This window comes from Chitinivibrionales bacterium (assembly GCA_014728215.1).
Taxonomy (GTDB): Bacteria; Fibrobacterota; Chitinivibrionia; order Chitinivibrionales; family WJKA01; genus WJKA01.
Genome location: WJLZ01000200.1, coordinates 20,569 through 46,179, shown reverse-complemented (window position 1 = coordinate 46,179; position 25,611 = coordinate 20,569). Strand labels below are relative to the sequence as shown.

Here is a 25,611-nt window from a genome sequence, read left to right as displayed (position 1 = left end):
TTTTGTGCCCAGATTGCCCTTTAAAGGCTGTAAAAAGCAAATTTCCTTTTATATGTTGAATTAAAAAAAACTTTTATTCCGAATTTTGGTATATTATATGATGATAAATTCAAAAAAAGTAAATATCATTCAGCAAAATGTAATTTCTTTAGCAAGAGTGGCAGTTGTGGGAATTGCCATGGGGGAGAGGTTTGATGTTCAGCGAAATGAAAATTCTTGCCTGTATTATTGTTTATATAAATCTTTCACTTTTTGCAGAAAATATAATTTACCCTCCCAATTCCGGTGTTATCGATGTGACCAAGTCACCGTATGATGTCGATAAATTCGGCAATTACGACGTAACTCAGAAACTTCAGGAAATACTTGATACCTACGCAGACCGGAACAGGATTATCTATTTCCCCAATGGTACCTATCTTGTTTCAAAAACTCTTCAATATGGCGGAGCTCAGAAACGAACGGTTCTTCAGGGGCAGAGCACCGAGGGTACGATAATCAGGCTTGATGACAATTGCTCTGATTTTCAGGATATACGAAATCCTGCCGGGGTGATCTGGACCGGCGAAGCGCCTGCGCAACGATTCAGGAACTCTATTCGTAACCTTACTGTTAGTGTAGGAAAAGGAAATCCCGGGGCCAGCGGGATCCAGTATAACTCAAGTAACCAGGGGCACATCTTTAATGTGAAAATAGTTTCCGAGGGTAGTGATGCAACTGCCGGTCTCGATATGCGCTATACCAATGAGATTGGCCCCTGTCTAATCAGGAATCTGCACGTTGTCGGTTTCAATTACGGCATTTTGACCGAAAATCCCATGAATAGTATGACCCTGGAGAATATAACGCTCGAAAATCAAAAAAAACTGGGAATATATAATAAGCATCAGGTCATGAATATCCGGAATTTGAAAAGCACTAACCGGGTTACGGCGGTTTATAATGTCAGTCCTGCGGTTACAACCGTCATCAATGCCGAGTTGATCAACCCAGGTGGTGATACATCAGTTCCGGCAATGCGTAATACTTCAATGATGTTTGCCAGAAATATTAAAACAACAGGATACAATCAGGCCATCGAAAACTTTAATGATACAACCCGTTCTAAAAAGGGCTCAAACGTTACCGAGTTTGTTTCCCATGAGCCCTATTCGTTGTTTCCATCGTCGAGATACTCTCTTAATCTTCCGGTAGAAGAGTCGCCGGAAATGGTCTGGCCGCCGCTTTCTGAATGGGAGAGTCCGCTTGAACACGGCGCACAGGGAGACGGTACCACCGATGATACTCGAGCGGTTCAGGATGCGATCGATGCGGGGAAGAGTCTGGTTTATTTCAACGGTGGGAAAACATTTCGTATTGACGGGACTGTTTATCTTCGCGGCAATGTTAAGCGCCTGATCGGTCTGGAGGGGCGCTTGTCGGGAAGCGGGACCTTCGTTGTAGGAAACAGCGGACCCGATACGGTAATGGTCCAGGGTGTCGACTGCGGAGGCGCCGGGATTGAAATCAAACATTCGAGCAATAGAACTCTGATAATCCGCGGAGTCCTTGGAATGCAGTATGTGAGTGATGGTAATGTGGGAACGCTTTTCCTCGATGATTACTGTATCAATGAACTCACGTTCAAAAATCAAACAGTCTATGCGCGGCAGCTCAATTGTGAAAGTTCGAGCACCAAAATATTCAATAACGGGGGTACTCTCTGGATTTTAGGCTATAAAACTGAACGGCACGGGACCCTCTGCAACACTTTCAATGGCGGCAAAACCGAAATACTCGGCTCTTTTTCCTATGCAACCGGCGATCCGAAAACCATGTCGATGTTTATCGATAACGAATCGGATTTTTGTCTTGCCGGGCATGGTGCAAAGAGCACTATTCTTAACAACTGGGAAACATTGGTTGCCGAAAAACGGGACAATACCACAAAAACACTCGATAGGGGTGATGTTATTCCCCGTGAATATGACAGCGCTATTCCGCTCTTTATCGGCTTTGAAAGTGATGAAACCTCTCCTTTTTTCAGCGGCAAATTATCCGATACTACGGTCATGGCCGGCGACACACTCGAACTTCCTTTACTTGCCGAAGACCTCAATCCAGGGGATACCCTGACCTACAGCATTGTACAGGGCCCTCAGAATATGGAGATTATTGATCAGCAAACAATTCGATGGCCGATACCGCTTGAGGCGCAGGATGCAACAGTTATCATCCGGGTTGAAGATGTAACTGATCTGGCAGTTCAGGATACATTCACCCTTTCGATAAATCATCCTCCGACTATTACTTCGGATCCTCCGCCTGAAGATACCATAATTTATGTGGGCGATGCCTTTCGATGGAATGTCGATGCCGTCGACTTGGATAGCCATTCATTTACCTTTCATCTCGATTCGGGTATTGGATCAATGATCGTTCAGGATGTGTCGGGACTTATTGCCTACTCGGCATCCCTTGAGGATACCGGTATTCATCCGGTGACTATCCGGGTTACCGATTCTCAGCAGGGATCTTCTTATCAGACCTTTTCTCTTCGAGTTGCGGAAAACCGCTTGATTTCAACATTACGGAGAATCAGGAACGAACTACCCACCACGTTTGGATTAAATGTTTGTTCGGAAGGTTTCGCTTCAGGCAAAACGATGATACACTTTGCCGTGCCTCCAATAAGGGGAACTGAAAAAAACAGCACGGTTTCCGGACAGTCAATTCGTATCTGCCTGTTTGACATGAAGGGGAAGCTTGTCGCAAAGCTTTTCGACCGTTCTGTAGCGGCGGGATACTATTCTGTGCCTCTGAATGCCGGCTCATCTCCGGTTACAGCCGGAGGAAGCGGCCTGTATGTGGTTACCATGCATTCACATGAATTTACTACGCAGCAAAAAATTATTCTTTCACCTTAGAAGTATTCTCTCTGCTTTTCAGCAGGGGCTTTTTCCAGAGAATGAGAGACCCGATATCGGTGTTCAGGTCTCGGGCTACGCACTTGCATTTTATTCGCAAAATAAAAAATATCTTCTCATTGTCAACCTGCAGCAGGGTTTCAAGATTGCCCTGTCCTTTGGAGATAATAATATCTGCATTCCAGAATAATTTTTTGAATTCGCTGCTGGCTTCTTCCAGAACCGTTCCCGGATAAATACTGCCGCTCGATATGACACAGGCAATCGAATCGATTTTTGCCAGAAGAGCATCCTCCCGGGTCGCGTCGTTGATAACCGGTCTTTCACGCACCGCATAGGTAAGAGATACCGACGGATAGCTCTTTGCTATGTAGTCGAGGAGTACTTTGTCGAATACCGTTTCACCCGAATTGTCACCAATGTAAAGAATCTGTCGGGCATTGTTGAGTCTCGATAGGAATAACTCATAGTCGAAAATAGAAAACTCGAGATTCGGAATGTTTTCGATTTCACGGTCCACATCCACGGAACCATGATCTTTTGCGCCAAAATCGATAATATTTCCTGCAGCGGCAACCTTGATTGCCGCAGCCGGTTTATCCTGAGAGTTGTTTACAATATCAAAGAGTGCCTGCTCGTGGCTGAGTGCAATTGAATTGGTCGAAGCCTTTATTTTCCTGTAAGGGTCAAAACATTCGCTCCCCTCGTGAAGTTCTTCCTGAATAAAAGAATACATCTGCGCAACCAGATGGGGGGGAGTTGTGTGAGGTGCCCTATCAATCAGGAGTCGCATTACTTTATCGATTATTGCTTTTGATCCGATTGTCCCGAGTCCTGCAACCTGAGCGGTATTCAATGCCATACGGAGAAGGCAGGGATAGCAATCGAGGTAAAATTTCATATGGAGAGTCCTAGTAAAGGTGAATAATTCCGGGTAACAAAAAAAATACCTAATTCCCACGTTGTAGAGGGTTATTTGGGCCATCATGAGATAAGAAAATAGAAGATTGAACATGCGCAATGAGAGAAAAGATATATTTTTGAACAGTAATCTGGATTTTTTAGTAAAGGAATGGTTATGACATTGATTGAAGAGTTGAGATGGCGGGGGATGATTCAGGATATTACTCCCGGAGCGGAAGAACAACTGGAGCAGGGGGCGAAAACTGTGTACGGAGGTTTTGATCCTACTGCATCTTCGCTCCAGCTGGGTAATCTGGTTCCTATTATGCTGCTGCTTCATTTCCAGCGCGCCGGACATAAGCCACTGGCGCTCGTGGGCGGGGCAACCGGTATGATCGGCGATCCTTCCGGAAAATCTGCTGAGCGTAACCTGCTTTCGCCCGACACGGTGAAAAACAATCTCGAAAGATTTAAAAAGCAACTTGAAAAATTTCTCGATTTTGATTGTGGTGATACAAGTGCCGAAGTGGTCAATAATTATGACTGGTTCAAAGATTTCAGGTTTCTGGATTTTCTCAGAGATGTAGGAAAGCATCTGACCATCAATTACATGATCGCAAAAGAATCGGTGAAACAACGGATGGAGACAGGGCTTTCCTATACCGAATTTTCCTACCAGCTTCTTCAAGCCTACGATTTTGTCTGGCTGTATAAGAATAAGCACTGCACATTTCAGGTTGGCGGTTCCGACCAGTGGGGAAACATGACCTCAGGGACTGAACTGGTCAGACGAATTCTTGGAAAAGAAGCCCATGTCGCAACGTGTCCGTTGCTGACCAAAGCCGATGGAACCAAATTTGGGAAAACCGAAGGGGGAGAAAGAATCTGGCTGGATCCCTCGATGACATCACCCTACAAATTTTACCAGTTCTGGCTTAATGCTGCTGATGAAGATGCGAAGAGATTTATTCGCATATTCACGCTTAAGTCCAAAGAGGAAATCGAGAGTCTCGAAAGTGAACACGCCCGAGCTCCACACCTTCGGACTTTACAGAAAGCCCTGGCAAAGGATATTACCATCAGGGTCCATTCCGAGGAAGATTATCGGGCTTCAGTGGAAGCATCGGAAATTCTTTTCGGCAAAGGAACAACCGAGGCATTGAGAAAACTTTCCGAAGAAGATCTTCTCAGTGTATTTGAAGGTGTCCCTCAGAATGTGATATCCAGAACAGAACTTGAACAGGGAATTCCCCTGATCGAACTTCTGGCAACAAAAGCATCGGTTTTTTCTTCAAAGGGTGAAGCTCGTCGCATGCTCACCGGTGGAGGAGTAAGTGTGAATAAAGAAAAAATTACCGATATTGATACCGTTATCTCAACAGATGTCTTACTGAATAACCGCTATATACTTGTTCAGAAGGGCAAGAAAAACTATTATTTGATTATTGCTTCTTAGAAAAAGCCTTTTTTCTTTTGAGATTTCCGGCTTTCGTAGTGAAGGATCGGGTCGCATTTCCCCGGGAATTTTTCGGTAACTTTGTCCTCGCATCCCGCAGGACCGAGTTTGTCGCATTGGAGACAGACATTTTTATACCATTCATCGGTGATGCCGGCCGGCTTATTACCTTTTTTGCCGCTGCCTGCATTAAGGTTATCCAGTTTTCCTACGATAGTTTGAGCAACTTTGGCAACTTGTTGTACCTGATTACCGGGCATCCGGGTGGCAAGAATCTGAACATATACCTGCAAAGCTTCGGATATAAGTGATTTTTCTTCGGTAGTAAGTGACATACATTCCCCCTGTTCAGAATAATTATTAACGAAATATTAGTATTCGGCTTTTTTCAATCACTGCTAAAATAATATATTTTTAAATTCACTTTTTTATTATCTCTTGAATATTTAGAAAACAACAGGGGTCTATTGCTTGAATCGAATTGTTTTTATTTGTACGGGAAATATGTGTAGAAGCCCAATGGCGGAAGCGATTTTACGGGAACGATGGAATCAACTGGGGCGCAATGATCTCTATGTTTCTTCAACAGGAACCTATGCTCGCGACAATCAGCCGGCTGCCAAACTCGCTGTGGAGGTCTGTGGTGAAAAGGGCATTGATTTATCCAATCACCGTTCCCATTCCGTAGACCCCAAAGAGCTTACCGCATCTGATCTCATTTTCACCATGGAAAAAATTCAAAAAGAGTACTTTAACCTCTTTTTTCCTTCAATTTCGGATAAAGTTTTTATGCTGAGCGCTGCATGGGACGGTCCCGAAAATAAAAAGAAGGACATTCCGGATCCCATGGGAGGCTCGATTAAAAAGTTCCGTAAAACATTCGACATAATCGACCAACACATCGACCGTATCGTTCCCTACCTCAAAGAACGGTTTTCGGAAAACCGGTAAGAAGCACGGCATTTCCTGAAATTCTTTATCCATTATTTCCCCCGGCGTTTTTACCCAATATGCCGTCCGCCATCAACATACATGATCTGACCCGTTATATAGGTATTTTTGATAAGGTATTCGTAGGCCGACTGGAGCGATTCCATGGAGCCGGTCTTTCTAAGGGGTATGGTTTGTTTAAGCTTTAGAAATTCTTCCCGGCTTTGTCCCGGAGCAGGGAGCATGGCGCCGGGAGCAATCGCATTGACCCGGATTCGGGGGGCAAAGGCAAGAGCAAGTTGCCGGGTGGCATCCTCAAGAAGTCTTTTTGACATACGATAGTTCTGATACGGAAGGTTACTGCGGTATATATTGGCATCGGTAATATTGATAATCCAGCCCTCTTTCACTGAGCGGGAGAATGCCGCCGCAAGTTCCATTGGAATAAGTGCATTGATAAGAAGCGTTTCTTTGAGATGGGAGAAATTTGCGAGATCGCCTTTGTTGAAAACAGAAGCATTGTTAACAAGACCTTCAATGTAGGGAAATCGTGCACACCATTCTTCGATCAGCTGTGATGGACTGTTACGGAGATCTGCATCGACAAAATGAACCTTGGGTGAGAGGTGCGGATTTTGCTCTATCCATTCCTGCGCTTCCTGATTGCTGCTTCGGTAGTGAAGAACTACTTCGTAGCCCAGGGCCAGGCTTTTTTTTGCCATGGCAAGGCCCAGACGTCGTGTCCCTGCGGTAATGAGAATAGCTGGTGCGGTATGAGGCATAATCGATTCCTTGAGGGGAAAAGTGACGGCATACTTCAAAACAGAACGATTTTTCCTGTTTGAGGTAACATAAAAATATAATTCGTCAAATAAAATGAAAGTATGGCGCTTATTTTCTTGGCATTTATTATTCGCTTAAACCATATTTTAATAAGACAATTATCTCTAACGGTGATATTTCATACCGGTGTTATGGAAATAAAATCCTGCCTTCTTCAAAAATACAACGACTATCCCCTGGGGGAAAGCACTATTGGTGAGTTAATCGGAAGAAACGGCAAAGATCACTTATGGGAAGATCGGACCGATGGAAATGTGGATACGATTGTAATCCATTATATTAGTGCTAATAAGGTAGTGCCCGGGGAGCCTTTTAATCGTGATCTGATTCTGGGTATTTTCTGTGAATATGATGTCAGCAGTCATTATTTGATCGAAAGAACCGGGAATATTTTACGGCTTGTGCCCGAAGAGTACAAGGCATGGCATTGCGGTGGAAGTATCATGCCGGAGCCGGATAACCGTCAAAAGGTTAACGATTTTTCGGTGGGAATAGAACTGGCCGGTACCGAAAGTGATAAATTCACCGATGAACAGTATCATTCATTGCAGGAGCTTCTCGACCACATCGAAGCTCGGTATGGGGGAGCGCTCAAAATTCTGGGGCATTCTGATGTTGCAGGAGAGCGCGCAGTAAAAATGGGGATCCGGAGTATGGCAAAACCCGATCCCGGCCCCTTTTTTGATTGGAAAAGGCTTCACCAGTCGCATTTTGAAGGCCATAATGGTAAAATATGGATCAGTGGAAAATAAGACCTTGAATTTAAACGTCTTGAAATTGCATTACACAAATAAACATATTATAATTTCCTATTACATTCTTTGAACAAAATTACTCAAATAATTTGTGATTATTAACCGCATAAATTATTCTAACCAGGCAAACATACCATTTAATTGAAGGAGGCCGGGCAATGCGCAAGTTCCATGTTATAACAATTCTCTGGTGCATCATTGCATATAGTATGAATTCATGGAGCGATGAAACCCTTGATAAGCTTATCAAAGGAAAAAAGTACAAGGAAGCAATTGAGCATGCAGATCAGAACATTGCTCCGCCGAACCGTTCTGCGGATGAGTGGGTCCAGATCGCCAGGGCAAATGAACAGCTGGGACTCACCGAAAAGGCACTGGCCTGTTATCTGGTTTCATCGCGGGTAAATCCCAAACATTACGAATCATTCCTGGGCGCAGCGAGGATCTACAATAAGCTGGGCCAGCACGAGAATGCTTTAACCAATGCCAAAAAAGCACTGGAATTGAATTTTACCGGTGATGCAAGCTGGCAGTATGCCAATGCGTGCATTAAACTCGACCGTTCTGCTGAAGCAAAGAAAGCGTTGGAAAAGGTTATTGAGACCGATCCTGATAATATCGTTGCAAATCGGGAGCTTGGGAACATTTATTTCAATGATAAGGAATACAGCAAAGCAATTCCGCTGCTTCAGAAGGCATACGAGAAGAAGGCTAATGCTGATGTGGCGTATAAAATCGGAAAATCCTATCTTGAAACCGGCAACACACAATCTGCTATCGATTACCTTAATAAGACGCTTAAAGAGAAGCCCGGGTTACATCAGGCCCGTCTCGACCTGGCCCGGACGTATTATCAAATGGGTAACTATAAGGATGCAATTGATGAATATGAAAAATCAATTGACAAGGCAAAGAGTGAGCCGAAAGATAAGTATCATCTGGCCATTTCCAAAGAAAAAACCGGCGATTCGGCGGGTGCCTATAAAGCGTATAATGATGCGATCAAGGCGTTTGGTGCCGATCGTTCGAAAGAAGCTCTGCTCAGCCGCTTGACAGTAGCTAAGGCGCAGTTGAATAAAAAACAGTATCAGGAGGCGCTCGGACATTTGAAGTTTATCAATATGGCCGATAAGGAAGGAAAAATTGCGCCCGATATCTATTTCCTTCTTGCCGATGCCTATGAAGGATTGAAAAAAATATCCGATGCGATTACGAGTCTCAAAAAAGCGATCGAAAAGGATGAGAAAAATATCGAAGCTTACGCACGCCTGGCGGATCTTTACAAGAGAGCCGGTAATGATGCGAAGGCTAAAGAAACATACGAAAAAATGATCAGTTTGAGTCCTAATGATCCCAATGTCTATCTCATTTTGGGTAACTATAATCTCAAAGCCGATAATTATACCAAAGCCATGGAGCTTTTCCAGAAAAGTAATACGCTGCAAAAGAGCGGCGCGGCTCTGGAGGGAATTGCTATTTCATCGGCAAAAACTGATCGATGGGATCGTGCACTCGATGCCGCCGAATCGGCAATCCGCATGGATCCGAATCTTCAGGAAGCAAGGAAAGTTCTGGCAAAGGCCCTGATGAAAGAAAGTAATTATGCCGCCGCAATCCAGCATTACGAAAAGCTGGCAAATAAAAATCCCAAAGAAATCGAGTACTGGAGAGCGCTGGCAATCTGCTATGAAAAAACACAGAACCGGGAAAAACTCGCCAACGCTGATAAGCAGATCATCAAGCTTGATTCAAAGGATGTTCCTTCACGTTTGCGTTACGGGAAATATCTTCTGTCTAAAAAAGAAGATAAAAAAGCATTGAAAATTTACCAGGAACTCGCTACACTGGCTCCCAAAAATGCCGCGGTTTTCAAGAACCTGTATCTTATTACCAAACGTCTGGGCGATAAAAACAAGTCTCTCACCTATGTAAACAAGTATCTCGAACTTAATCCGAAAGATGCCGAGGCATACAGAGACAAAGGAAATTTTCTGTATGAAAAGAAAGATCTCGACGGCGCCCTGGCCGCCTATCGTACAGCCTTGAAACTCGATCCCACGATCAGTGGATTCTACGATCGTTACGCCGAAATTGTTATTGCCAAAGGACAGCATGATGAGGCTATCCGGGCGATTAAAGGAAAAATCAAATCGGGAAATGCAACGGTTGAAGACTATACTACCCTGGGTATGATTTATCAGAAAAAGAAATCGTACAAAAATGCTGTGGAAAATTACCAGAAAGCTCTTCAGATGAATCCACAGAAACTTGATGTTCTCACTGCGCTTGGAGAATGCCAGGCCGCAATGGGACAAATCAAGGAAGCGATTATTACCTACGAACAGGTTATCATGATGAATCCCAAGGCCTCGAAAGAGTATAAGGCCCTCGGTGATTTATATGCAAAGCAGAATCAGGATGAACAGGCGCTTAAGGCCTATAAGAAATATCTTGATAGCGGAGCAAAGGACAATGCTGTTGCCCGAAAAATCGCCATGATCGAATTCAACAAGAAAAACTATAAAGACGCGGTAAAATATTTTGGAATGGTAAGCGGGAAAGAGGCTGATGAATTTGGTCTTAAACTGGCCTATGGTGAAGCCTGCTACCATGCAGGACAATATCAGAAGGCAATCGATATCCTGTCCTCACTCAAGCCAAGGAATCCCAGCCGTGATGCACTAAAAACAATTAATCTCTTGAGTGCAAAGTCGTACGAAAAACTGGGAGAAGATGCCAAGGCTGCTCAGGAATACCTGGCCTACACAAAAATATCTGGTGTTCGTGATGAAGATGCTGCGTATAAAGTAGCACTGCTTCAGGAAAAAACCAATCCGTCTGCGGCCATAAAACAATATGAAATAAATATTGCCAAATATCCCAAGGACTATCGAAATTACCTGCAGCTTGGTCTTTTGTACTCCGATAAAAAGGAGACGCTCAATAAATCGATAGCCATGTTTAAAAAGATTACCGCCATGGCCGATTCATTTCCGGTTATCTGGGAAAAACTTGGTGATGTTTATGGTAAACTGGGTAAAGAGGATGAAGAACTCAATGCCTATAAAAATTATGTGAAAAAGGAGCCTCAGGATACAAAGGCCAACAAGCGTATCGGAGTTCTTCTGGTTAAAAAAGGCAAGTACAAAGAAGGCTTGATCTATCTTGAAACTGCAAGCACGCTTGCTCCAAAAGATGTTGAAATCATGTATTCGCTTGCCCATAGTTATGCAAAAACCAACCGTCCTAATGAAGCGATCAGTGTTTTGACAAAAGCAAAGGAGCTCAAACCCAGAGATACCAAGATTCGCAATCGTTTATACAAGCTCTATATGAAAGTGGGTAAGGAAAAAGAGGCTCGTGAAGAGGTCGAACAGCTTCTTGCAATCGATCCGAATGATGTCGAATCCCGGATGGTTTATGCCGAGCTTTTATTTCAGGACAAGAAATACAAAGAGGCCGAAAACGAAGTTGAAAATATCATGGCAACTTCGCCGGGCAATGATGTCCTTATGCTGCTTGGAAAGATAAAGACCGCGCAGAAAAAATATAAGGACGCTCTTACTGCATACGATGAAATCATTGCGATGGAAAATTATGCCCCTGCACTGTACGAAAAAGCCGAATTATTCCGAAGTTATGGAAAGGAATTGGGAAAGAGTCCTAAATGGGCCGAAACGTTCTATAAAAGAGCTTTGCGTTCCGATTCGACCTATGCGCTGGCAGAGCTCGGACTGGCTCGTCTGCAGAAACTCTGGAAACGTGATGACCTTTACCGGAAGCATCTTCGGAGAGCCAAAGAGCTGGATCCAACGAACGATGAAATCCAGAAGGAACTCAAAAAAGCTCGATAACATACAGTGGTATTTCCTGCGTATTCATACGCATTTCCGACAAATCATCGTTTCTACGCGATACGCTTCACAAAGGCCCTTCAGAGAGGGGCCTTTTTTTCTGATTGAAGTAAAAAGCACGCATAAACATCGATTAAATAGGCAGTAAAATCATCTCATTAATGCGATTTATTATATTTTTGTCTTAAAACCGGGTTGAAAAATCTAAAAATTTCACAATAAAACTAACGGACCAGTCGTATTCACTATGAATAATTCAGACAACGACAAAGATTTGTTCGATCTTTGGCAAAAAGGTGATCCGAGAGGTTTTTCGGGTTTATATGAAAAATATAAGCACCGTGTTTTCGGATTTCTGATGAGAATGACCGGAGATCGTAACAAAGCGGAAGACTTGATGCAGGATACATTTATTGCTGCATTGAGGAATATCAATCAGTTTGATAAGAACAGAAATTTTTTAAGTTGGATTTTCGGTATAGCGCATAAACGGACAATCGATTATTTCCGTCATGCAAAAGTCGAAAGCGACCATGAAGAAGATGCGGTTTCATCGATCGGGAGCAAATTCGAGACTCCCGAAGGGAGCATGTCCAACAGATCGTTGCGTGAAAAAATAAACGAAGCTGTTCAGTGCCTGGAGGCTTCACAACGAGAGGTCTTTCTTTTGCGTGAGCTTGGAGATGTACCTTTCAAGGATATTGCCGAAATCATGAATTGTCCAATAAACACAGCGCTGGGACGTATGCGCCTGGCATTAAAGAATATCCGTAAGGAACTACAGAAAAGGGGTATTCATGGAGTGCAATAAGTGGGAAGATGAAGGATTACTGTATACATCAAATGAACTTGATGGTACGCAACGATCCGAATTCGAAAAACACCTGAGCGAATGCAACTTCTGTTCACAAGAACTGAAATCCTATCAAAAGGAGAAACGCGAATTTTTCTCCGAATCTATTCTGGGTGAGTCACCTTCACCGGAAACCGACCGGGAGATTCTCCGGGTCTGTTCCAAGCCTCCGCGGCTCAAGACTTCATTTAACGTTTTCTCCACAGTCATGAGGAAAGCAGCAATTTCCACAAGTCTCCTGCTCATGGGATTTCTGGGGATGGGATATCTTGTATATGTTATGCAGGATACCAACCAGGACGTTCAATTTGCAAATGAAAAAACAGATGAGTCGTCGGTTCGTACCGCAGAATCGGTAACCACATCATCGGAAAAAGAGGTTCTTCTTGCCGATGGTCGTGATACTCTGCTCAACGATTCTATTAATTCCGATGATGATTCTATTCCCTTCTCCGACAGATTAGGTGATATGAAACGCGAAGGCGTTTCTACCGTTGATCTCAACGCTCAATAATCCTTCTACGGACAGTTTTGGCTGATTTTAAAAGCATTCTTCGGAATGCTTTTTTTTTGGTGCCTATTCAGGTTACGCTTTGTCGTCGCATTATTATATTTTATTGCCTTGCATTCTGATATCCACCATGAAAAATTTTAAAAAAATCAGCACACTATTAAAGGTTGCTCAATTTATTGCGGTAATTTTTCTGACTGCAATGATGATAAAGGCCATGAAACTGCTTTATTGTGCTATGAAAGGGGAAGGGCTCTTTTGATCACCTGCACGGTATTTAATCCCTGTCTTGATGTCACTTATTCACTGGATGAGTTCCATGTGGGAAATACCTATAACGATACAATATCAAAACGTGGGCCTGCAGGAAAAGGAATCAATGTCGCACGAGCGATAAAAGAACTGGGAGAAGATGTCGGGGTGGTGATATTTCAGCCCGAAGAAAATCATGGACGGTTTAAAAAATATTTTGAGGACTGCGATATCGATGCAAAATATTTTACCTTTCCCGGCAGTGTACGAATTAATACGACTATTTGTGAAAGGGCTGCGGGAAGGACAAGTCATATCAACAGCCTTGGAACGGCGGCACCGCCGGAGGTCCAGAACGCTTTTATTAAATTTATCGAGCAAAAAGTTCGGAAAGACAACCGCCTGGCACTCTGTGGAAGCCTTCCACCTGATCACGATATGGATGCTTATCGTAAAGTAATTACGGCGTTGAAAAAGAAGAGCGTTTTCTGCCTGCTTGACTCCAGGGGGGATGCCTTCCGCAGGGGGCTCCTGGCCAGACCCGATGCCGTAAAACCTAATCATGAAGAACTCGAAGAATATTTTGGAGAAGAAATCCGGGGAATTCATCATATCGCATTGAAAGGGAAACGATTCTGCGATATGGGAATCCGATATGCCTTTATTTCTCTGGGTTCCGACGGCATGATTGCGATTCATGACAACAATTGCCTGCTCTGCAGTGTTCCTCCCATAACACCGGTCGATACTATTGGCTGTGGCGATTCGGTCGTTGCAGGAATTCTGGTGGGAATGCAGCGAAAACTTTCATTCGTCGAGACATGCAGGCTTGCTGTTGCATGTGGTATCTCCAATGCATTGAATGAAGGAGCCGGAATAATTAATAAAGGGGATGTACAGCGGCTGATGAAAGACATCTGTATCGAGTCGGTTTGACCGTGGAGTGCAGAACCGGCATAGAGAAATATATTTTAACGATAACGACAAATGGAATATAAGGAGGCAGTTTGATTGAAGAATATGATCCGCATAGTATTGAACCTAAGTGGCAACAATACTGGGAAAAAAAGAAATGTTTCAATGTTGATGAAGATAAGTCAAAGAAGAAGTATTATGTTCTTATAGAATTTCCCTATCCATCGGGGGAAGGGCTTCATGTAGGCCATCCCCGCAGTTATACTGCCCTTGATGTTGTTTCGAGAAAACGGCGGATGCAGGGATATAATGTACTTTTCCCTATGGGGTGGGATGCATTCGGGCTTCCTGCCGAGAATTTTGCCATTAAAACCGGGCAGCATCCACGCGAAGTAACGCAAAAAAATATCCAGCGATTCCGTTCTCAATTAAAACGGCTCGGATTTTCTTTTGACTGGTCCCGCGAGATCGACACGACCGATCCTCATTATTACAAGTGGACTCAGTGGATATTTTTGAAACTGTGGGAAAAGGGGCTGGCCTACAAATCCGAAATGCCGATCAACTGGTGTACATCGTGTAATGTCGGGTTAGCCAACGAAGAGGTCGTTGGAGGAGTTTGTGAGCGATGTGGCGGTGAAGTGGTACGGAAAGTTAAAAGCCAATGGATGCTTAAAATTACCGAGTATGCGGAGAGGCTTCTTGCAGATCTGGAAATGGTAGACTTTTTGGAACAGATAAAAATGCAGCAGACAAACTGGATCGGCCGGTCTGTTGGTGCGGAAGTGGATTTTCCGGTGCACTCCAAAGATGAAAAAGAACGCACAATGCGCATATTCACGACCCGTCCCGATACACTTTTCGGGGTAACCTATATGGTTCTGGCGCCGGAGCATCCGCTGGTCAACGAATTGCTGCCGGTGTGCGAAAATGCAGAGGAAGTGCGCAAGTATGTGGAGGAAGCCGCAAACAAATCGGATTTTGAACGGACCGAGGTCGTTAAGGAAGTAAGCGGGGTGGAATTCAAAGGGATTACCGCACTCAATCCGGCTACTCATAACAAAGTTCCTGTATGGATTGCCGATTATGTGCTCATTTCTTATGGCACCGGTGCAATCATGGCTGTTCCGGGGCACGATGAACGGGACTGGAAATTCGCCGGAAAATACGGATTGCCTGTTGTCGAAGTCATCTCCGGTGGTGATGTATCGCAGGGAGCTTTTGTTGACATCGACAAAGGTACACTGGTCAATTCAGGTCCTCTTGACGGGATGCCGCCTCATGAAGCGATTGAAGAAATGATCCGTATTGTTGAATCTGAAGGGTATGGGAAAGCATCGGTCCAATATCGCTTACGAGATTGGGTGTTCAGCAGACAGCGGTATTGGGGGGAGCCTATTCCCATGGTGAAGTGTCCTCAATGTGGATGGGTGCCCTTACCGGAATCGGAGCTTCCGTTGCTTCTTCCCGAAGTCGAGCGTTACCGTACAACCGATACCGGTGAATCGCCGCTGGCGCTTATTAAAGACTGGGTTGAGGTATCCTGTCCTCGATGCAATGGGCCGGCCCGGCGTGAAACGGATACGATGCCCCAATGGGCGGGATCGAGCTGGTATTTCCTGCGCTTTACCGACGCCCATAACGATACCGCCCTTGCTTCACCGGAAAATCTCTCATACTGGATACCAATCGACTGGTACAATGGTGGTATGGAACATACGACGCTTCATCTGCTGTATTCCCGGTTCTGGCATAAATTTCTCTATGATATCGGTGTCGTGCCGTCTCCCGAACCCTACAAAAAACGAACTTCTCACGGCCTTATTCTGGGGCAAAACGGAGAGAAAATGTCCAAGTCCCGTGGAAATGTGGTCAATCCCGATGAAATGGTCGAAAAATACGGCGCAGATGCTTTTCGGCTTTATGAAATGTTCATGGGGGCTTTCGATCAGCCTATTCCGTGGAATACTCAGGGACTCACTGGTATGAACCGTTTCATAAACCGTGTATGGGAGCTTATTGGTAAAGTCAGTTCCGAAGCTCCGGAAAACAATGATGTCACCACTCTCTTGCATCAGACAATTAAGAAAGTTTCTGAAGATATCGAGGCGATGAAATTCAATACGGCGATTGCTCAGCTGATGACTCTTTCCCACACCCTCAACCGCCAGGATGCCGTCAGGAAAGAGGATATGGAACGTTTCGTATTGCTTCTTTCACCTTTTGTCCCTCATATTTCCGAAGAATTGTGGCAGAAGCTCGGGCATGATTCAACACTTGCCTATGAAGAATGGCCGTCGTGGGAAGAGGATAAGCTTAAAGTCGATACCGTGACTATTGTTATACAGGTTAACGGCAAACTGCGTTCGAAATTCAATGCACCGGCAGATGCATCAAAACAGGAACTCGAAAAGTCTGCTCTCAATGACTCTAAAATTAAGCAGCATATCGAAGGTAAAACCGTACGCAAGGTTATCGTGGTTCCCAATAAATTAGTAAATATCGTTGCAAAATAACTCATCGAATTGGTTTGATATCATTGACTAAGAAAGGCTAAGCCGTCGACCCATGAAAGAGATGGTTGATACCAGGAATTCAGTCTCAGATGAATTGCTCATTGCTACGGGTAACAGAGGCAAAGTTGAGGAGATACAAGAGATACTTGCCGGGTGTAACTTTACAATTACATCTCTTCGAGATCATTGGGACCCTAAACCTGAGATACCGGAGACAGGGGATACCTTTTTGGAGAATGCATTTTTGAAAGCCCAATGGGTATTTTCCCGAAAAGGGATAATGACGCTTGCTGACGATTCGGGGCTGGAAGTCGATTTTCTGGGAGGAGATCCTGGTGTTCGCAGCGCCCGGTATGCCGGTGAAAAGGCTGATGACCGGTTAAATAACGAAAAACTGCTTAAGAAAATGGAACTCTGTCCCGAAGACCGGCGTACAGCACGGTTTCGATGCGTTATTGTCTGTATCCTGTCCTGGGAAAAAAGCATCGCGGTTCAGGGTACCTGCGAGGGAAAAATCGGATATGAGCCACGGGGAAATGGAGGATTCGGTTACGACCCGCTTTTTATCCCCTTTGGATACGATCAAACATTTGCCGAATTGGATGCTGAAACCAAAAATACTATCAGTCATCGGGGAAAAGCACTGGCGAAACTTAAAGAAAAACTGATTAAATCTCTGAAAAAATAAATGAGAGATGTCTTTTCTCTTTTTATCTAACCTATATTGTATATTTAATTTAGGCAAATAATTTCTACTATTCATTTTTAATTCTTTGAAGGAGGGGATCCATGAAAGCGAATGCTGTTCATTCATGGTCTGTACGGTCGTTACAATGGTGCCTTATTGTACTGCTGGGATTATCCGTTATTGCCTACGGTGATAAAAAATTTGACGCTTTGGTTGATGAGGGCAAATTTGCTGAAGCACTTCAGTATTACATCGAGAATGGCAAATATAAGGATGCAATAAAATATGCGGAAGAACAGATTCCACCTCCTTCACGAACGGTTGAAATCTGGATAGCACTTGCCGATGCCTACAATGAACTGGGAGAAAAAGAGAAAGCACTGGCCGGCTATAAAGAAGCACAGAAAGCTAATCCTTCCCATCCCGCGGTCTATCTTGCTTATGGCCATATCAATTTCGATAAGAAAAAGTATGAAGAAGCAATGAAACAATATCAAAAGAGCTATCTCCTCGAGCGGAATGCCGAAGCTGCCGAGGGAATTGCTGTTTGTGCCGCTCAGCTCAAGCAATGGGACAAGGCTCAGGATGCTGCCGAATCGGCGGTTTCTCTGGATAAAAATCTCCTCAAGTCACGCTTGATACTCGCAGATATTTATCTGAAAAACAAGAACCACAAATCAGCTGCAGTGCAACTCGAATCAATTGTTAAGAAAAAACCCAAAGCAATTAAATATTGGAAGCAGTTGGCTCAATGTTATGTAGAACTGGACGAAAGAGAAAAACTCTCGAAAGTCGATCCCCAGATAATCAAGCTCGATAAAAAGGACGTAAAGTCCCGCCAGCGGATGTCGGAATATGCTCTGGCAAACAAGGATATCGAAACCGCCTATACACTTCTTAAAGAACTGGCGATTCTTACCCCCAAAGATCCGAAAGTTTTTAAACATCTCTATGAAATAACCCGCAAAAAGGGTAAACAAAAGGATGCCACACTCTATTTAAAAAACTATCTGGTGCTCGATTCCAGCCATGCCGAATCATACAAAGCATTGGGTAATTTGTTATACGAACAGAAAGAAATGGATGATGCGCTTGTTGCATATCGTAAGGCGGTGGAGCTGGACCCAAAGCTAAAGGGGTTCTATAAACGCTATGCAGACATTGTGCTTGATAAAAAATTGGAAAAGGAAGCGGTGAAGGTTATCACCAAAGCCATCGAAGTGGGTGAAGCCGATGCCGGGATGTACACGGCACTTGGTAATATATATAAGAAAAATAAAAAAGACGCCCAGGCAATCGAAATGTATCAGAATGCATTGAAAACCGATGGGAAAAACATCAAAGTACTCACTTCGCTTGCAGAATGTCAGGACCGGAGCGGCGATCTGAAAAATGCAGTGGTTACGTACGAACAGGTGGTCATGCTCAATACCAAGGCAGTATCGGAGTATAAAGCCCTCGGTCGGATAAATATGAAACTGAAAAAAGAGAAGGATGCTATTGATGCATTCAAAAAGTATATAGCGAAAAAATCCGATGATCAGAAAATTGCCCGGACAATCGGATTTTATGAGCATAAAAACAAAAACTACAAAAATGCCATATCCTTTTTCGAGATGGTCACGGATGTTAATTTAAAGACCAAGGACTATCTTATTGCTCTTGGTGAGTCGTATTACCAGACAAAGGATCATAAAAAGGCGGTCGATGTTTTTGTTCAGGCCTGGCAGGCCAAGCCAACCGCCGATGAATTAAAAAAGATACTCATGCCCCTTGGTGAGTGTTATGAAATATTGGATCAGGATGCCAAAGCGGCACGGGCCTATGAAGCTTATGCCAAAATTCCCGGGATAAGTAATGCTGATGTTTCATATAAAATGGCATCGCTAACAGAAAAATCGGATAAGGCCAAAGCGATTGAAGCTTATAAAGCTAATACGATGCAATTCCCAAAGGATTATCGAAATTTTCTCCAGCTGGGGCTGATATATTCTCAAGATAATGAGAAATTGCCCCAGGCGCAAACCGCGCTCAAGAAAGCCTCAGCACTTATCGATACCGCGATTGTGTGGGAAAAACTCGGCGAGGTGAGCGGTAAGCTGAAAATGACTGATACCGAGCTTTCAGCCTATTCCAAACTCCTGGAAAAAGAACCACAGCATCTCCGGGCAAATAAGCGTGTAGGAGCTATTCTGATTGAAAAAGGGCAGGTCAGCAAAGCGATTACCAACCTCGAGATGGTTTTGACCATGTCGCCAAAGGATTCCGAGACGATGCTGCTGCTTGCGGACGCTTACATGAAAACAAAACGTCCAAAAGAAGCTGCCAATGTTTTACAAAAAACTAAGAAGTTGCTGCCAAAGGATGTGGCGATCAGGTTATCGCTTATCGATGCCTTGAATAAGACGAATCAAACGCAGATGGTCGAAAAAGAACGGGCTGAATTGGCAAAATTGGATAAGGAAATCGTTTCCAAAGATAAAAAGAATATCGAATCCAGAGTCCGGCTTGCCGAGTACTCCATGGAGAAAAAGAATTTCAACACCGCATATCCGCTCTATGAAGATCTTGCGGTGTTAACGCCGAAGAGCAAAGAAGTCTTCAAAAAACTCTATGACATCTCTTCAAAACAAAACAAAAAGAAAGCTGCGGTAGGTCATCTTAAAAAGTATATCGAACTTGGTCCAAAGAATGCTCAGGCCCACAAAAGTCTTGGTAATCTGCTCTATGAGCTGAAAGAGTTCGACGAGGCTTTGTCTGCCTACCGTTCGGCACTTAAATACGATTCTTCAATAAAAGGCTTTTATAAAAAATATGCCGATATTGTTTTGAAAAAGAAACTGGATGACGAGGCAGTGACGGTTATCACCGGTGCTATCAAGGCTAAAGAGGCGGATGCGCCGATGTACATTGCACTGGGTGATATTTATAAGAAGCAGAAAAAGTACCAAAGCGCAATTGGAATGTATCAGGAAGCTCTGAAGACTGATACTAAAAACGTCAAAGTGCTTACATCTCTTGCCGAAAGTCAGGCAAAGATCGGCGACAATAGTAATGCAATTATCACCTATGAACAGGTGGTTATGCTTAATCCAAAGGCGGTTAATGAGTTCAAGGAGCTTGCCGAATTGCAGGAAAAAATCGGTAAGCAAGGGGCTGCTATTGAAACCTACAAGAAATACTTTGTAAAGGCCCCGAAAGATCAGAAGGCTGCCAAAAAGATCGGGCTGTACGAACACCAAAAGAAAGAGTTCAAAAGCGCTATCACCTATCTGGAGAAAGTTCAGGATGCAGCGTTACAGGACGCACGGTACCTCATAGTTCTGGGTGAATCGTATTATACTACCAAACAGTATAAGGAGGCTGCCGAAGCATTTGCCAAGGCAAGAGCAAAAAAGCCTTCGGCTTCCGAATTGAAGCGGATGCTCAAGCCGCTTGCCGTATGCTATGAGAAAATTAATAAACCTGTTGATGCCGCGAAAACCTATGAGGCGTATACGAAACTGCCTGGGGTGGTTGACAGTGATGCTGCTTATAAAATGGCTTATCTCAGGGAAGCATCCGATAAGGCGGGCGCAGTGAAACTGTATCAGGTCAATACGTCAAAATATCCGAAAGATCACAGGAACTTTTTGCGTCTCGGAATGATACTGGCCGAGGATAAGAAATCTCTTTCAAAAGCGGCATCCATGCTCTCCCGTACAACGAGTCTGGTAGATACGATTGCAGAGGTATGGTTCACCCTTGGGCAGGTGTATGGAGAACTGAAAAATGAAGGCAAGGAGCTTTCTGCATTCAAAAAGCTGCTTACACTCGATCCGCAGAATGTCGAGGCGAATAAGCGAGTGGGTGCCATACTCCTGAAGAAGAACCAGACAACTCAGGCCCTGGCAAACCTCGAAACTGTTCATGCCATGGCACCTAAAGATGTCGAGACAATTCTTCTTCTTGCCGAGGGGTATATGAAAACGAATCGGCCCACTCAGGCGATTGACCTTCTCGAAAAGGCGAAGGCCATCAAAACAAAGGATATCGAAATTCGCATGGAACTCTATAAACTGTATAAGCAGGCCGGTAAACAGGAGAAAGCCGGCGGTGAAATGCTGGGGCTCATCGAGCTGACCAACGATAACAAATACCGTGCTCAGTATGCAAAGGATCTTATCGAACGGAAACGCTACAGCGATGCGGCAAAATATATCGAGGAGATCAGGAACTCCGAACCGGGAAATATCGAGGGCTTGATGTTGCTTGCTACAGTTCAGAGAGCCGAAAATAAGCTGGTTGAGGCCATAGAAACCTACAAATCGATACTCTTTATCAACGACAAGCATTTTCCCGCGCTCTTTGAACGGGCTGAAGTATACCTTCAGAAAAATGATTTCACCCGGGCGAAAAAATATTACGAGAAAGCGCTGGGGGTTAAACCGGATCATGCACTTTCGGAATTCGGGCTTGCGAAAGTCGCCAAAAAAGAGAAGAACAAAGCCCTGTACACAAAACATCTGAATAAGGCAAAATCTCTCGATCCTAAAAATCCGGTTATAATCAAAGAAGCAAGTATCGGCTGGAAATAATCTGCCGGCTTACAATATTACAATGGTGAAGGGAAAAGGGTTAGTCATCCAATCTAGCCCTTTTCCTGATAAACCATTCTGTACCGAAGAGGAGCAGAATGATAATCAACAGGGGCCAAGTTTGATTGATGCGAAAGGTCCCGGTTTGGGTTTCCCGTTCCCTCTCTGTCATACTCTGCTCGAGTTGCTCCAGAAAATCTTCTGATTCCTCCGGTGAAACGGGCTGAGCCCACTGCTTGAGAAAAAGCGTGTTCTGTTCCCGTACCTCCCGTTCCGAATTGTCGACTGTGACATGCAGAGAATCCCGGAAAGAATAATGTTGTCCCTGTGCAGTGAGATATGCCGTGTAGATATAGGAGTCGGCGGGAACAGGTGCCAGACTGAGCCGCATGGTTCCGGAAAGAGGGGGAATGAATGACAAGGTGGTATCCTGAACCGTGTCTTGGTTGGAAACGATGAGAAGCCTGGCATGAACCTTTGAAGATTGCAGGCATTCTGCGGGAAGCACGGCGCGGAAAAAGAGTGAATCCCTTTCGTGTAATTCTTCCTTATCGGGAAAGAGGTAAAATTCATCAACCGCATTGATAAGAAGCTGTTCCCGGATAAGCGATAAGAGATACTGAGAGAAGGGAAAGCTACTCACCGGCCGGTCAAATGCCTGTGTCTGGAAATCCCATCGCCATATCCCCTCTGCAGTCAGAAAAAAAGATGTGCGTTTCTTGTATCTGCCGACAACAAGGAGTGGAAGCGTATCCTGATGGGAGGACGTGGAAACGGAATAATCTGCAACAACACTAAGTCGTACTGATTTCCAAGGGAGAGTTTCGATATCGAAAGACCGCAGGCTCGATGGAGCGGGCATATTTTCGGGCAGAGATGGTAGCGGATTGTCAGAAAAATCGGAATGGGCAATCACTGTCAGTCGTGACGGCCTGATAACCCGGCTTTTTTCGAACGGTGAGCAACCCATGAATACAACGACACTGTTTTTTGGTAGTGCCTTTATGATTTTTTCGGTCTCGATGTTCCAGTCAAAGATGAAAAGGACCGATGATTTTGAGGTAGTTTCCGTGGCCATCCAGTCTTCCAGCCATGTGCAGGCGAGTGAAATAAAACGCCTGTCGAGTTTCGGTGAGGTGCTGTAAAAGCCTGCAAAAAACCGGCTGGGAACAACTGTCTGGATGAGCCTGCATGATGATTGCACGGTATCGGTATTGTTGATTGCTGAAATGGTGTAGAGGTGCCTTCCGGTGTGCGATGTTGGGAGTGGCAGTTTTACCGTATCCCGAAAGAAACCGGAATCGGCCGCCACCTTTCTTTCGGCCAATGTCGTTGACCGCTCGTTCATCGAGAGATTCAATGGCAATGAGTGGCTTTTGTAGCCATATATATGTATCAGCGCCTGGGAAAGTGAATCTCGAGGCACATCCTTTTTATCCGGGTGGGCTTCAATGTGGATATAGGGTTTGGGGGCGATTTGAGGAAGTTGATAGTAATAGACATTTTTTTCTTCCAGTGCATTTCCGGCGAATTGGGCATTAGTCCAGTTGCCGTCCGAAACAATAATTATTGTGGATGCATTGCGGAGATCCTGGTTGACAGATGTATTAGGGAAATTGCTCGAATTCCCGGTAAAGGATACTTCCGAAATATCCAAACAGAGTTCCAGCGTATCGCCAAATGTATAAACCGGAAAAAGCTTTGTACCCTTGCTTTTTGTTTTACTGAAAAATGCCTTTATAAAAGGGCGTACCGCAGAGTCCGGATTGAAAAGGGCCATGCTGGCAGAATTATCGATAAGAAGGGCTGTTGAGGGAGTTTTCTGCGCAAAGTACCTGAAAGTAATGGATGGCTGAAAGAGGGCGACGAGAAGAAAAACCGGAATAGCTGTCCTGAGGACTATGAGAATAAATCGCAGCCATTTCTTATTCGGCATGCGATAAACATAAACGATTATCAGCAATAGATAGACAACAACAAAAAATGCAACTGTCAGCCAGAGCGGTATCATACGCGCAATTGTAGGGGAACAACAGAATCTTTTTTCCAGTAGCGACTATTAACACCGGGGAAATCGGTGGTAAAATGAAGCCCCCGGCTCTCATGACGGCGCAGAGCTGATGTCACGATTAACTTCGCCACAGTGACAACATTCCGGAGATCGAGAACCGGAGGAGTTATCCTGGTTCTTTTATAGAAATCTTCTATTTCTTTCTGCAGCAAATTTATTCTTCGGTAAGCACGTTGAAGACGAAGCGTTGAACGGACAATGCCGACATAATCCCACATCGTAGTCTGAATCTCGTGAAGGTTATGCGAAAGCAGTATCCATTCTTCCGTTTCCACCGTTCCGCTGTCATCCCATGGGGGGATTCGGCGTTCGTCAATAAAGGGAATTGATGAGAGCCGGTTACGGGCATCATGAACTGCCCGATAAGAAAAAACCAGTGCTTCCAAAAGCGAATTTGAAGCCAGACGGTTTGCACCATGAACACCGGTGCATGAGTTTTCTCCGCATGCATACAGGGTGTCGATACTTGAATGACTGTTACTGTTGACCCATATACCACCGCACAGATAGTGGGCGGCAGGGACCACCGGTATAAGGTCTTTGGTAATATCGAGGCCCAGCTCTTTGCAACGGGAATATATGTTCGGAAATCGTTGTTTTGTTTTTGAACCGGAAATATGCGTGATATCCAGGTACACGCAGGGTTTTCCTGATTTTTTCATCTCCTTGTCGATTGCCTGCGCTACAGCATCCCGGGGGGCAAGAGACTTCATTGGATGATATGAATCCATAAACTTTTCACCGTCATGGTTTTTCAGCACTGCACCAAATCCCCGTACGGCTTCTGAGATAAGAAAGGAATCGCTGTTTTTATGGTAGAGCATTGTCGGATGAAACTGGATAAATTCCATGTTTCGTATTTCCGCACCTGCCCTGAACGACATGGCTATACCATCGCCGGTAGCGATCTCCGGATTTGTCGTATGGAGATAGGTTTTTCCAACGCCACCAGTTGCCAGGCAGGTGACTTTCGCTTGAAGAGAAAATATTCTGTTTTTTTCGGTATCGAGAATATATGCTCCGTAGCACCGGTTTTTTTGTGGTGGGTTTTTAACGTGGTGATTGGTAATCAGCTCGATGGCATAGTGGTTTTGAAATAGTGTGACATTTGGCAGGCGGTTCACTAAATTCAATAAGGTAGCTTCAACCTCCTGGCCGGTAAGATCTTTTGCATGAACTATTCGATTTGCCGTATGGCCGCCTTCCCTTCCAAGGTCGAGACTGGCATAGGCTTTCGAATCGGTGGAACGGGAAAATTGGACCCCCCAGCTCAGCAGTTCCTTTATCCTTTCGGGGCCTTCATTAACAAGGATTTCGACAGCATCCGTATTACTGAGACCTTTACCGGTTTCGAGTGTGTCATCAATATGACGGCTGAAATCATCGTCGGGATCCAGCACACATGCAATACCCCCCTGTGCACGATTGCTGTTTGAATCGGTATTGCTCTTTTTTGTGATAATAACGACATTTCCATACTGTGATGCATGGATCGCAAAATTTAGCCCTGCAATCCCGCTGCCGATAACCAGAAAATCTGTTTTTTCAATATTCATTGATGTTGATAACCATTAATGTTTT

17 protein-coding genes are annotated in these 25,611 nt (G+C 44.4%); 11 read left to right on the top strand and 6 right to left on the bottom strand.

Features of this window, described 5'->3' with window-relative positions:
* Positions 1-194 precede the first annotated feature (194 nt).
* Positions 195-2,906 (top strand): hypothetical protein, encoded by a 2,712-nt coding sequence (locus GF401_18125; protein ID MBD3346975.1) that lies wholly within the window; start codon positions 195-197, stop codon positions 2,904-2,906.
* Here GF401_18125 and GF401_18120 read toward each other — a convergent pair.
* Positions 2,890-3,921, bottom strand: a complete 1,032-nt coding sequence (locus tag GF401_18120) for a DUF89 family protein (GenBank protein MBD3346974.1) — start codon at positions 3,919-3,921, stop codon at positions 2,890-2,892. The genes GF401_18125 and GF401_18120 overlap by 17 nt on opposite strands.
* Positions 3,922-3,984: 63 nt before the next feature.
* Between GF401_18120 and GF401_18115 the strand changes: the two genes are divergently transcribed.
* Entirely contained in the window at positions 3,985-5,265 is a 1,281-nt protein-coding gene (locus GF401_18115) for a tyrosine--tRNA ligase (protein ID MBD3346973.1), read from the top strand.
* Here the strand turns inward: GF401_18115 and GF401_18110 are convergent.
* Positions 5,262-5,600: a hypothetical protein gene (locus GF401_18110; protein ID MBD3346972.1), complete on the bottom strand. Its 339-nt coding sequence runs from the start codon at positions 5,598-5,600 to the stop codon at positions 5,262-5,264. The genes GF401_18115 and GF401_18110 overlap by 4 nt on opposite strands.
* A 169-nt stretch (positions 5,601-5,769) precedes the next feature.
* On the opposite strand from GF401_18110, the gene GF401_18105 reads away from it, so the two are divergent.
* On the top strand, positions 5,770-6,216 hold the full coding sequence (locus GF401_18105; GenBank protein MBD3346971.1) for a low molecular weight protein arginine phosphatase: 447 nt from the start codon (positions 5,770-5,772) through the stop codon (positions 6,214-6,216).
* Positions 6,217-6,266: 50 nt separating this feature from the next.
* Here GF401_18105 and GF401_18100 read toward each other — a convergent pair whose 3' ends face one another.
* Positions 6,267-6,977, bottom strand: a complete 711-nt coding sequence (locus GF401_18100) for an SDR family oxidoreductase (protein MBD3346970.1) — start codon at positions 6,975-6,977, stop codon at positions 6,267-6,269.
* A gap of 102 nt (positions 6,978-7,079) precedes the next feature.
* Between GF401_18100 and GF401_18095 the strand changes: the two genes are divergently transcribed.
* Positions 7,080-7,790, top strand: a complete 711-nt coding sequence (locus GF401_18095) for a hypothetical protein (GenBank protein ID MBD3346969.1) — start codon at positions 7,080-7,082, stop codon at positions 7,788-7,790.
* 161 nt (positions 7,791-7,951) lie between these two features.
* Positions 7,952-11,647, top strand: a complete 3,696-nt coding sequence (locus tag GF401_18090; protein ID MBD3346968.1) for a tetratricopeptide repeat protein — start codon at positions 7,952-7,954, stop codon at positions 11,645-11,647.
* Positions 11,648-11,671: 24 nt separating this feature from the next.
* Here the strand turns inward: GF401_18090 and GF401_18085 are convergent, their stop codons facing one another.
* On the bottom strand, positions 11,672-11,767 hold the full coding sequence (locus tag GF401_18085; protein ID MBD3346967.1) for a hypothetical protein: 96 nt from the start codon (positions 11,765-11,767) through the stop codon (positions 11,672-11,674).
* A 127-nt stretch (positions 11,768-11,894) separates the two neighbouring features.
* On the opposite strand from GF401_18085, the gene GF401_18080 reads away from it, so the two are divergent.
* From GF401_18080 to GF401_18055, 6 genes are all read left to right on the top strand, one after another.
* A complete protein-coding gene (locus GF401_18080; protein ID MBD3346966.1) occupies positions 11,895-12,458 on the top strand; it encodes a sigma-70 family RNA polymerase sigma factor in 564 nt (187 codons plus the stop codon).
* The gene (locus GF401_18075) at positions 12,445-13,014 is read left to right on the top strand and encodes a hypothetical protein (protein MBD3346965.1); all 570 of its coding nucleotides are present in this window, start codon (positions 12,445-12,447) and stop codon (positions 13,012-13,014) included. Before GF401_18080 ends, GF401_18075 begins: the two co-directional genes overlap by 14 nt.
* A 156-nt stretch (positions 13,015-13,170) precedes the next feature.
* Positions 13,171-14,199 (top strand): hexose kinase, encoded by a 1,029-nt coding sequence (locus GF401_18070; GenBank protein MBD3346964.1) that lies wholly within the window; start codon positions 13,171-13,173, stop codon positions 14,197-14,199.
* Between the two features lie 74 nt (positions 14,200-14,273).
* Positions 14,274-16,694: a leucine--tRNA ligase gene (locus GF401_18065; protein MBD3346963.1), complete on the top strand. Its 2,421-nt coding sequence runs from the start codon at positions 14,274-14,276 to the stop codon at positions 16,692-16,694.
* 61 nt (positions 16,695-16,755) lie between these two features.
* Positions 16,756-17,382 (top strand): XTP/dITP diphosphatase, encoded by a 627-nt coding sequence (locus GF401_18060; GenBank protein ID MBD3346962.1) that lies wholly within the window; start codon positions 16,756-16,758, stop codon positions 17,380-17,382.
* Between the two features lie 101 nt (positions 17,383-17,483).
* On the top strand, positions 17,484-21,959 hold the full coding sequence (locus tag GF401_18055; GenBank protein MBD3346961.1) for a tetratricopeptide repeat protein: 4,476 nt from the start codon (positions 17,484-17,486) through the stop codon (positions 21,957-21,959).
* Between the two features lie 40 nt (positions 21,960-21,999).
* On the opposite strand, the gene GF401_18050 is transcribed toward GF401_18055, so the two are convergent.
* Together GF401_18050 and nadB are read right to left on the bottom strand one after the other, a co-directional pair.
* Positions 22,000-23,970, bottom strand: a complete 1,971-nt coding sequence (locus tag GF401_18050; protein MBD3346960.1) for a hypothetical protein — start codon at positions 23,968-23,970, stop codon at positions 22,000-22,002.
* Positions 23,967-25,586 (bottom strand): L-aspartate oxidase, encoded by a 1,620-nt coding sequence (gene nadB / locus GF401_18045; protein MBD3346959.1) that lies wholly within the window; start codon positions 25,584-25,586, stop codon positions 23,967-23,969. The genes GF401_18050 and nadB overlap by 4 nt, the downstream gene beginning before the upstream one ends.
* Positions 25,587-25,611 lie beyond the last annotated feature (25 nt).

Bases quoted from the DNA above. Each gene is read 5' to 3' on its own strand.
- GF401_18050 (MBD3346960.1), bottom strand. From the start codon at position 23,970: ATGATACCGCTCTGGCTGACAGTTGCATTTTTTGTTGTTGTCTATCTA.
- GF401_18090 (MBD3346968.1), top strand. From the start codon at position 7,952: ATGCGCAAGTTCCATGTTATAACAATTCTCTGGTGCATCATTGCATAT.
- GF401_18110 (MBD3346972.1), bottom strand. From the start codon at position 5,600: ATGTCACTTACTACCGAAGAAAAATCACTTATATCCGAAGCTTTGCAG.
- GF401_18120 (MBD3346974.1), bottom strand. From the start codon at position 3,921: ATGTTCAATCTTCTATTTTCTTATCTCATGATGGCCCAAATAACCCTC.
- nadB (MBD3346959.1), bottom strand. From the start codon at position 25,586: ATGAATATTGAAAAAACAGATTTTCTGGTTATCGGCAGCGGGATTGCA.
- GF401_18080 (MBD3346966.1), top strand. From the start codon at position 11,895: ATGAATAATTCAGACAACGACAAAGATTTGTTCGATCTTTGGCAAAAA.
- GF401_18095 (MBD3346969.1), top strand. From the start codon at position 7,080: ATGGCGCTTATTTTCTTGGCATTTATTATTCGCTTAAACCATATTTTA.
- GF401_18105 (MBD3346971.1), top strand. From the start codon at position 5,770: ATGTGTAGAAGCCCAATGGCGGAAGCGATTTTACGGGAACGATGGAAT.
- GF401_18060 (MBD3346962.1), top strand. From the start codon at position 16,756: ATGGTTGATACCAGGAATTCAGTCTCAGATGAATTGCTCATTGCTACG.
- GF401_18075 (MBD3346965.1), top strand. From the start codon at position 12,445: ATGGAGTGCAATAAGTGGGAAGATGAAGGATTACTGTATACATCAAAT.
- GF401_18125 (MBD3346975.1), top strand. From the start codon at position 195: ATGTTCAGCGAAATGAAAATTCTTGCCTGTATTATTGTTTATATAAAT.
- GF401_18055 (MBD3346961.1), top strand. From the start codon at position 17,484: ATGAAAGCGAATGCTGTTCATTCATGGTCTGTACGGTCGTTACAATGG.
- GF401_18100 (MBD3346970.1), bottom strand. From the start codon at position 6,977: ATGCCTCATACCGCACCAGCTATTCTCATTACCGCAGGGACACGACGT.
- GF401_18115 (MBD3346973.1), top strand. From the start codon at position 3,985: ATGACATTGATTGAAGAGTTGAGATGGCGGGGGATGATTCAGGATATT.